Genomic DNA, 6985 nt, shown 5'->3' with positions numbered 1-6985 from the left:
GCAACGTCAAATATGACCTTATAAGCAGCGACAATTACCCCGTTGACCGGCCAAGATAGTTGTCGCTGACCGGCCATGCTGCTTGACGCTGTCTAAGTGCCCGCGTTGGAACGCAAGGGCTTCGCGAAGTTACTGGATCGGCTGGAAGAAGGCGATGTCCTGATTGTCACAAAGCTTGACCGTCTTGGCCGAAACGCGATGGATGTCCGGGCGACAGTCGAACGGCTAGATGCAACCGGTGTACGGGTTCATTGCCTTGCATTAGGCGGGGTAGACCTAACGAGTGCCGCAGGGAAGATGACGATGGGCGTTATCAACGCGGTTGCCGAGTTCGAACGCGACCTTCTAATCGAACGCACGCAAGCGGGTCTTCGACGTGCCAAGGCCGAAGGCAAGACGTTCGGGCGTCCGTCCGCACTGACGGAAGCACAACGTGCAACGGTCATCGAACAACTGAATGCCGGTGTGTCCGTCGCCCAGATTGCCAGAGACATGAAGACCAGTCGGCAAACCATCATGCGCGTGCGGCAGTTGATGGAATCCCCGCAGCCTGACCTGACCGGTGTTGGACCAGATGGCGTGCCTTGCGCCTTGATCGATTGGTCGGATCGTCGCAAGTCGCGCCATGCATGAAGACTAGCCGTCAAACCATCATGCGGGTGCGTCAATCAGCAACCGCGCAAGCGGCGGCTATCTAATAAGCCCGCTCCGTCACCGCGAAACGAGTTCGGCCATCGTGACATCGAGCGCGATGGCGATCCGTTCGATATTACAGATTCGAAATATTGCGCTCGGCACGCTCGACCGAACTGATGTAGTTCGGATGAAGTCCTGCCGCTTCCTCTTGCGTCAACCCTTCCTCTTTACGAATGCGCCGCATGTTCGTCGCGAACAGCCGCTGCGCATCACATGTTTGAGTTTGGTTTGCCATGCCGGAAGTGTTCCGGCGTTGCTCGTCAAAAATCACACACTTTGAGTTTGGTTTTCGGGAAAGTCTCGGACCTACGTCCGTGATGGGGCGGTGGCGCGTCCATATCGAGGACCAGAAGAAGCACAACAACGCGGGGGAACCTACCTATACACTTACGCACCCGTCCGAAGTCCATGCATAACGGGGATGCCAAACCAACAGCTAGACCTACGGGGAATATAAATGAGCGAACAACAGGCCAACCCGCGTGAAGCGGGACTCGAAAAAGCGTATGCGCCGCTGGACTCAATGCTTGTGACCGGCGAGAAAATTCAATCGACGGCTGTGCAACGCAGACTATTCGCTTTGCTGCACCGTCGTTCACTTGTCGCAGCCACAACGGGCCGTTTGATCGGTGTTAGCCGTGGCTTGATCGGTGGATTTACGCCGGTTGACATCCGTTGGCAGGACATCAAGTCCGCACACGTTAAGGCGGGCATTTTTGGTAGTACCTTGCGAGTGACTGCCTTAACTATGCCGGACCTTGCCATCAACGGTGCGGTGCGTCCGTTCGAATTCTCTGGTCTTCGGAAGGCAGAAGCTCAGGCCGTCTACCGCATCTGCCAAGCACAAGAACAGGCTTGGCGCGAAAAACGACGCCTTCGTGAACTGGAAGAGCTTAGGGCTAAATCTGGTGGCTTTCAAGGTTCGCTTGGCGGGGATAGTGCGTCCTCAACAGCCAATGAAGACCCGACTGAGCGATTGAAGAAGGCGAAGTCCATGCTCGACGCGGGGCTGATAAGCGACTCCGAATTCGAGACGATTAAGGCTCGGGTAATCAGCCAGTTTTGACGTGTTCTATGCAGATCGACACGGTGCTTCGCGTTGTTCGCTGCCAAAGCAATATGTAGCTTACAGAAGCTGTCGCGCAGAAGCTGCGCGGCGTGTGTTGTGGCCGTCGCATGTCTGGGCGGCCTTTTTTATTGATGCCGCTTGTTTAGCCGAACCGTCACGACGTGCGGCGACCGGGTGTTCCGCGATCTTTTGTATCGGACACTTATCTCATCGACAGCCAACCGGTGTCGGCGCTGTCATCATCTCAAACGTGACTCGGAGAGAAGCGCATGGAACAAGGAATAGGTTTCATTGGACTGCGCGACGTAGCAGACGCGCGGATCGCGGGTCTGGTCGGTCTACTGGTCGGTGACGCACTAGGTGTGGGATTCGAGTTCAAGAAGCCGGAACAGATTCCGCGACGCGATCAGATTGAGATGACAACGCCAGCCGCTTTCCGTCGCTCACACGCAGGTGTGCCGGTTGGTACGTGGTCCGACGATGGAAGCCAAGCGTTGTGCCTGCTTGCCAGCTTGCTTAAATGCGGGAAGTTGTCGCTGATCGACTTCGCGAATAGGTTACTGCGATGGCGCGATGATGGCTATCTTGCTGTCGATGGTGACGTGTTCGACATTGGCATTCAAACCGCCTACGCCCTAAACAGACTGCGCGATGGTGCTTCACCGCGTGAATCGGGTGGCCGTGCCGAGTGGTGTAACGGAAACGGCAGTGTGATGAGAATCTTGCCACTGGCCCTATGGCATGTCGGGACAGATGAAGCGCTGGTTGAGGACGCTCATCTTCAATCGCTGCCGACACATGCACACCCGCGTTCACTGGTGGCTTGCGCATGGTATGTCTTGGTTGCTCGGGCGTATCTGCGCAAGCTTGCGGACCCGTGGTCATGGGCGGACCAACGTCTTGAAGAGATATACAGAGGTTGGTTGGATGAGCGGGAGCGGGCTGCGCTTCGGGCCGAACTGGACGTGCTGAGAAGCTTCCCGAAGACCGATCAACCGCGTGGCACCGGGTATGTCATTGATACCATATGGTCCGCGGGTAAGGCGATGGAAGAAGAATCGTTTGAAGACGTCGCGCGGTCGGCAATCCTTTTCGGGAACGATACGGACACGACGGCGGCGGTAGCGTGCGGACTGGCCGGGATCAAGTTCGGTATTGATGGCATCCCGGCGCGATGGTTGGAACAATTGCGTGGCTATGAGATCGTTCAGTCGATGATAGGTCGGTTGGTTCGGCACGACGGCATCGAACGTCACTACACTCGATGAAGTCGTAACTCAACAAGCGAGACGCCAATACTATGCTGACGGAATACTCGGACGAAGTACGTTACCACCCTTGGGTCGGGGATCAATATCGGCAGCAAGAACAGCGTTGGCTGATTCTCGGAGAGTCGAGCTATCAGTTACACCCGACCGATACGATGGCGGTGCCGGACATGATTCGAACGCACTGCGGTGATGCGACCGGGGACTTTGAAAAAGGCACGTATCGTGTGTGCGCCGCTGCCGAGCGGCTGATGAGCGGGCGTAACGACCTTGATCCGACGAGATTCTGGCAGAAGGTAGCTTTCTACAACTATGTGCGTGAGAGCATGGCAGATTCGAAGGTCCGCCCGACAACCCTACAATACCGGCAGTCCCTTTCGGCTTTCAACGAGGTTGTCTGCGAACTCAGACCACATGTCGTTCTCGTTCTAGGTATTAAGCTATGGGATGCACTGCCCGGTGAGCGCGAAGGGTGGCAGAAGGGGTTGGAACTTGAAGTGTCAATGCCAACCAATTCGAGAAAATTTAGCCTTTGGACAGGGAACGTTGAGCGCCCACTCAAGCGCCACACTTTCAGGTGCTTTCCCGTCGCTCATCCATCAAGCCGGGGCTTTAGGGCAGACGCATGGAAGGACTGGATGATTGCGGCAAAGGCCACCGTTGCAGCACAGATAGGCCGGTAGGGGACGAATACCATGCCGAAGGCTGGCGTATTTTCATACCGTATGTTCATCGATGACATCCGTGACCCCATCGACGCCGACTGGCGCATCGCACGCACGTCAGCCGAAGCAATCGCGATGCTGGAAGACCTTGGCTGCCCGAGTGAAATCTCGTTCGATCACGACCTTGGCGGCGACGACACCGCCATGTTCGTCGTTAGGCGTTTGATCGACCGTGATCTGGATGCTGGTGGCACCTTCATTCCGGCGACCTTCATCTATTCGATTCACAGCGCAAACCCGGTCGGACGGGAGAATATTCAAGGGCTGCTTAGTCAGTATCTTGCGGTTCGGGAGAATCCATAGAGATGCGTCATTGAGCGAGTTGGTCAGCTTGCGGGCAACCGATTGCGTAACCGAGCGTCCGATGCATGCCACTCTTAGCAGACGAGTTGCGCAGACAGACCGGAGTTGATGTCATCGCGAGTGATAGACGGCGGCTGGCACCTGATATTCTTGCACGCACATTACAACAGTCATGGCGGAACAGGTCCGCCATCTGCACAACAGGGCACCAAGACCTATGGACAGACAACTATTCGGAACGATGGAGACGCGCCCCGGTAAAGCAAATGTGATGATGTGCTTCGACGAGGACCGGCCAGACGAAATCATGCTTCATTGGTGGGGCGTGGCCGGTCAACCGACAGTGGCGGCGCTGGGTCTCCGCATCTCGCAACAAGGCGACGTTTCAGAATATCAGGCTATCAGGCTTTTCTCGCATGATGAAGGCGGTCAGGTGATCGAGCCGCGAGTCGATGAACACACCCGACGACTGCTGCTTTCGACTCGGGCAAGTCTAAAAGCGACCCGCACAGGACTAAGGGGTACTTGGCTAGATGCAGACGGACCCGGTGGAAAGATTTCGTTGAAGCCGCTTCCATCGAGCGGCGGGATTGCCGACATCCGTCAGTGCGGTTCGTGGGACGAGTTCAAGCAGTGGGCGGGCGAGGTGCGGGCGCAAGGTGCTGTTGCGTTTCGCGGGCATGGATCGCACCAGTTCAGATTAGAAACAAGTCTGTACCGGTCGGGTAGAACGCGGTTGAACAGGTATTGTGCCGAGACGTTGCCAATCTTCCACTCGCATGTGGAAGCTGTAACCAATCGCCGCATCAACCTTGGCGACTCGGTTGACTATTCGGTGTTACTTGGCTTGGCGCAGCATCACGGTTTGCCGACGCCGCTGCTTGACTGGACAGGGTCGCCGTACATCGCGGCATTTTTCGGTTTCGCCGATGCATTAGAGAATCGGTCGTTGCGGTCGAGAGACAACTGCGTGCGTGTCTATGCGTTGACCCGCGAATTTGTTGAGCGGTTTTCACCGCCAATCGTGACCATTCCATTCCTTGAACCGTACATGTCGTTCCTGTCTGTTTCAGCGAGAGACAATCCCCGCCTGTACGCCCAACAAGGACGCTTCCTCGTTTCCAACGTCAGAAACATTGAGCAGTTCATCTGCAACATTGAACGACATCAGAATGTGCGGTATCTCATGGCCGCAGAGGTTCCCGCAGCATTTGCGTCCGAAGCGCTGGGTGATCTCGCGTTCATGGGAGTAACAGCGGCCACCTTATTTCCCGGATTAGATGGAGTTTGCCGGATGTTGCGGCATGCTATGGCCTTTGAAACCACTTCGCTGCCAGCACCGGGGAAGCCAAACGACGGGAGTGAATCAAGCGATTCCGCGTGAATCCTCGCCCGAGAAACCAAGGCGACGCGTCCATAGTGTTTTCGATAGGTGAATAAAGCGGACAGACGGTTATAGAATCGCAAGGTGTCAGCAAGACAATGAAAGAAAGCTGGCAACGACTCTATAGACCATCCGGGGAACACCATGAAAACAAAATTGATTGCCGTCTGCTTGTGCCTGATTTCAAGCGTTGCATTTGCGCGGGGCGGCGGTCTTGGCGGCGGACACAGTAGCTACCATTCAAGCAGCAGCGGTGAACACTACGTCAGCGGATACACGCGTAGCAATGGCACCTATGTTGCGGGGCATCAGCAAACCAACCCGAACGGGACGAAGTATGACAACTGGTCCTCGAAGGGGAACGTGAACCCTTATACCGGCAAGGAAGGGACCATCGATCCGTCGAAGTAAGTTTGCAGCGCATCGCGTCTGTGCACCACAGGGCCGCGATGCCGCTAATTCCACAGCTTAGTCGGTCGCTTCTGGAACTTTGTTCAGATCGAACTGCACCTTGTACTCATACAGAGAGACGTTCGGAATTGCGGCAACCGAATAACGTAGGGTTTGATTGATTTGCCGCGCAACAATTACGCCGTGAACGCTCCGCCCGCGTCCTATCGTGGTTTTCAACCAACCCATGTAACGTGCAAGCTGGCCGATTGCATGATCGGGTGCCGACGCACGCTTTAATTCGAACACAACAAATCCGCCGTCAGCATCTTGCGCCAGTACGTCAATACGCCCAACCGGGGTGCGGAATTCGATACCATCGACGCCACTTGTCGGATCGACGTAAAGCGTCAATTTTTGCCGTTGATCTGGATCGTTTCAATGTTGTAGGCTAGAAACTCCTGAAGTTGGGCTTCTAATCCAAAAACCGTTTCTGGCGGCTCGTTTTCATCCACGGGTTCACCGGTACCAAGCGTCTCCTGAATCCGACCATCGTCCGCAAACCCGGGATGTAGCATCAGGACTTGCGCGTCATTCTCTTCGACAGTCCAGCCGATTCGTTTAAGTTCATCCCGGATACGATGAGAATTGACTTGCCGCACGTTCAAACCCGGTGGCATTTCTGAAGGATGGTTGTAACACCACTCTTTCATCGGGAACACTTCGACGCCGCCGTTGGGCTTTGTCTCGACCACAAGAAACCTTCTTGCCATATAGCGCCTCAGTGATTAAGTCATTATTGTCAGCTGCGGGAAATCCCATCGAAGCGACGTAATCCAATTCGCACCAACGTGCTATCGGAATATCACATTGTTAACTTTGCCAACAATGCCGTGACAGAGTCCGGTTCATGCCCGACCGGTTGCAAAGTGATCGCATCGCAATGGATATATTTGCGTAGGATGTTGGCATCCAGCTAAGGTGTGACTGTTAAAGTCGTAGCAACCACAAGGTCGCAACCGTGAAGAGCAACAAGGTGAAACCGACGAAGGCTTTTGTTAGCGGCGGTGTAAAAGCGCCACCAGATGGCGGCGCAAGGTTGAATAAATGCGCCAACAACAGGGGGCGGTTACGGCCCGCTGTTGTTGGG

General features: G+C 55.3%; 9 protein-coding genes and 1 pseudogene. 7 read left to right on the top strand and 3 right to left on the bottom strand.

From position 1 onward, the window contains the following. Positions 1–96: 96 nt before the first annotated feature. Positions 97–528, top strand: a pseudogene (locus HDG34_RS38480) (recombinase family protein); the annotation flags it as partial. Between the two features lie 241 nt (positions 529–769). On the opposite strand, the gene HDG34_RS38475 reads toward HDG34_RS38480, so the two are convergent. After that, positions 770–931: a helix-turn-helix transcriptional regulator gene (locus tag HDG34_RS38475; protein WP_311734947.1), complete on the bottom strand. Its 162-nt coding sequence runs from the start codon at positions 929–931 to the stop codon at positions 770–772. 222 nt (positions 932–1153) lie between these two features. Here HDG34_RS38475 and HDG34_RS38470 point away from each other — a divergent pair, with 222 nt between their 5' ends. The 6 genes from HDG34_RS38470 to HDG34_RS38445 all read left to right on the top strand — a co-directional run bounded on the left by HDG34_RS38470 (position 1154) and on the right by HDG34_RS38445 (position 5856). Continuing rightward, positions 1154–1762 carry an SHOCT domain-containing protein gene (locus HDG34_RS38470; protein WP_184069210.1) on the top strand — a complete coding sequence of 203 codons (609 nt, stop codon included), beginning with the start codon at positions 1154–1156 and terminating at the stop codon, positions 1760–1762. A 272-nt stretch (positions 1763–2034) separates the two neighbouring features. Beyond that, positions 2035–3033 carry an ADP-ribosylglycohydrolase family protein gene (locus HDG34_RS38465; protein WP_184069207.1) on the top strand — a complete coding sequence of 333 codons (999 nt, stop codon included), beginning with the start codon at positions 2035–2037 and terminating at the stop codon, positions 3031–3033. Between the two features lie 32 nt (positions 3034–3065). Next, complete coding sequence (locus tag HDG34_RS38460) at positions 3066–3716, top strand: hypothetical protein (RefSeq protein WP_184069204.1); 651 nt, start codon at positions 3066–3068, stop codon at positions 3714–3716. 12 nt (positions 3717–3728) lie between these two features. Continuing rightward, the gene (locus HDG34_RS38455; protein WP_184069201.1) at positions 3729–4061 is read left to right on the top strand and encodes a cyclic-phosphate processing receiver domain-containing protein; all 333 of its coding nucleotides are present in this window, start codon (positions 3729–3731) and stop codon (positions 4059–4061) included. Positions 4062–4278: 217 nt separating this feature from the next. Further along, complete coding sequence (locus HDG34_RS38450) at positions 4279–5445, top strand: FRG domain-containing protein (protein WP_184069198.1); 1167 nt, start codon at positions 4279–4281, stop codon at positions 5443–5445. A 144-nt stretch (positions 5446–5589) separates the two neighbouring features. After that, complete coding sequence (locus HDG34_RS38445) at positions 5590–5856, top strand: hypothetical protein (protein ID WP_184069195.1); 267 nt, start codon at positions 5590–5592, stop codon at positions 5854–5856. 57 nt (positions 5857–5913) lie between these two features. Here the strand turns inward: HDG34_RS38445 and HDG34_RS39735 are convergent, their stop codons facing one another. Both HDG34_RS39735 and HDG34_RS39730 read right to left on the bottom strand, forming a co-directional pair. Next, positions 5914–6249 carry an endonuclease NucS domain-containing protein gene (locus HDG34_RS39735; protein ID WP_260321481.1) on the bottom strand — a complete coding sequence of 112 codons (336 nt, stop codon included), beginning with the start codon at positions 6247–6249 and terminating at the stop codon, positions 5914–5916. Then, the gene (locus tag HDG34_RS39730; protein WP_260321480.1) at positions 6246–6608 is read right to left on the bottom strand and encodes a hypothetical protein; all 363 of its coding nucleotides are present in this window, start codon (positions 6606–6608) and stop codon (positions 6246–6248) included. The genes HDG34_RS39735 and HDG34_RS39730 overlap by 4 nt, the downstream gene beginning before the upstream one ends. Positions 6609–6985 lie beyond the last annotated feature (377 nt).

The organism is Paraburkholderia sp. HC6.4b, from assembly GCF_014200875.1.
Classification (GTDB): Bacteria; Pseudomonadota; Gammaproteobacteria; order Burkholderiales; family Burkholderiaceae; genus Paraburkholderia; species Paraburkholderia tuberum.
Note: the sequence above shows the minus strand (reverse complement) of the source record. Positions and strands in the feature narration are given on the sequence as shown.

What these genes read in the sequence shown, in the direction of transcription:
- HDG34_RS38465 (WP_184069207.1), top strand. Translation starts at nt 2,035, where the DNA reads ATGGAACAAGGAATAGGTTTCATTGGACTGCGCGACGTAGCAGACGCG.
- HDG34_RS38460 (WP_184069204.1), top strand. Translation starts at nt 3,066, where the DNA reads ATGCTGACGGAATACTCGGACGAAGTACGTTACCACCCTTGGGTCGGG.
- HDG34_RS38445 (WP_184069195.1), top strand. Translation starts at nt 5,590, where the DNA reads ATGAAAACAAAATTGATTGCCGTCTGCTTGTGCCTGATTTCAAGCGTT.
- HDG34_RS39730 (WP_260321480.1), bottom strand. Translation starts at nt 6,608, where the DNA reads ATGGCAAGAAGGTTTCTTGTGGTCGAGACAAAGCCCAACGGCGGCGTC.
- HDG34_RS38450 (WP_184069198.1), top strand. Translation starts at nt 4,279, where the DNA reads ATGGACAGACAACTATTCGGAACGATGGAGACGCGCCCCGGTAAAGCA.
- HDG34_RS38470 (WP_184069210.1), top strand. Translation starts at nt 1,154, where the DNA reads ATGAGCGAACAACAGGCCAACCCGCGTGAAGCGGGACTCGAAAAAGCG.
- HDG34_RS38455 (WP_184069201.1), top strand. Translation starts at nt 3,729, where the DNA reads ATGCCGAAGGCTGGCGTATTTTCATACCGTATGTTCATCGATGACATC.
- HDG34_RS38475 (WP_311734947.1), bottom strand. Translation starts at nt 931, where the DNA reads ATGGCAAACCAAACTCAAACATGTGATGCGCAGCGGCTGTTCGCGACG.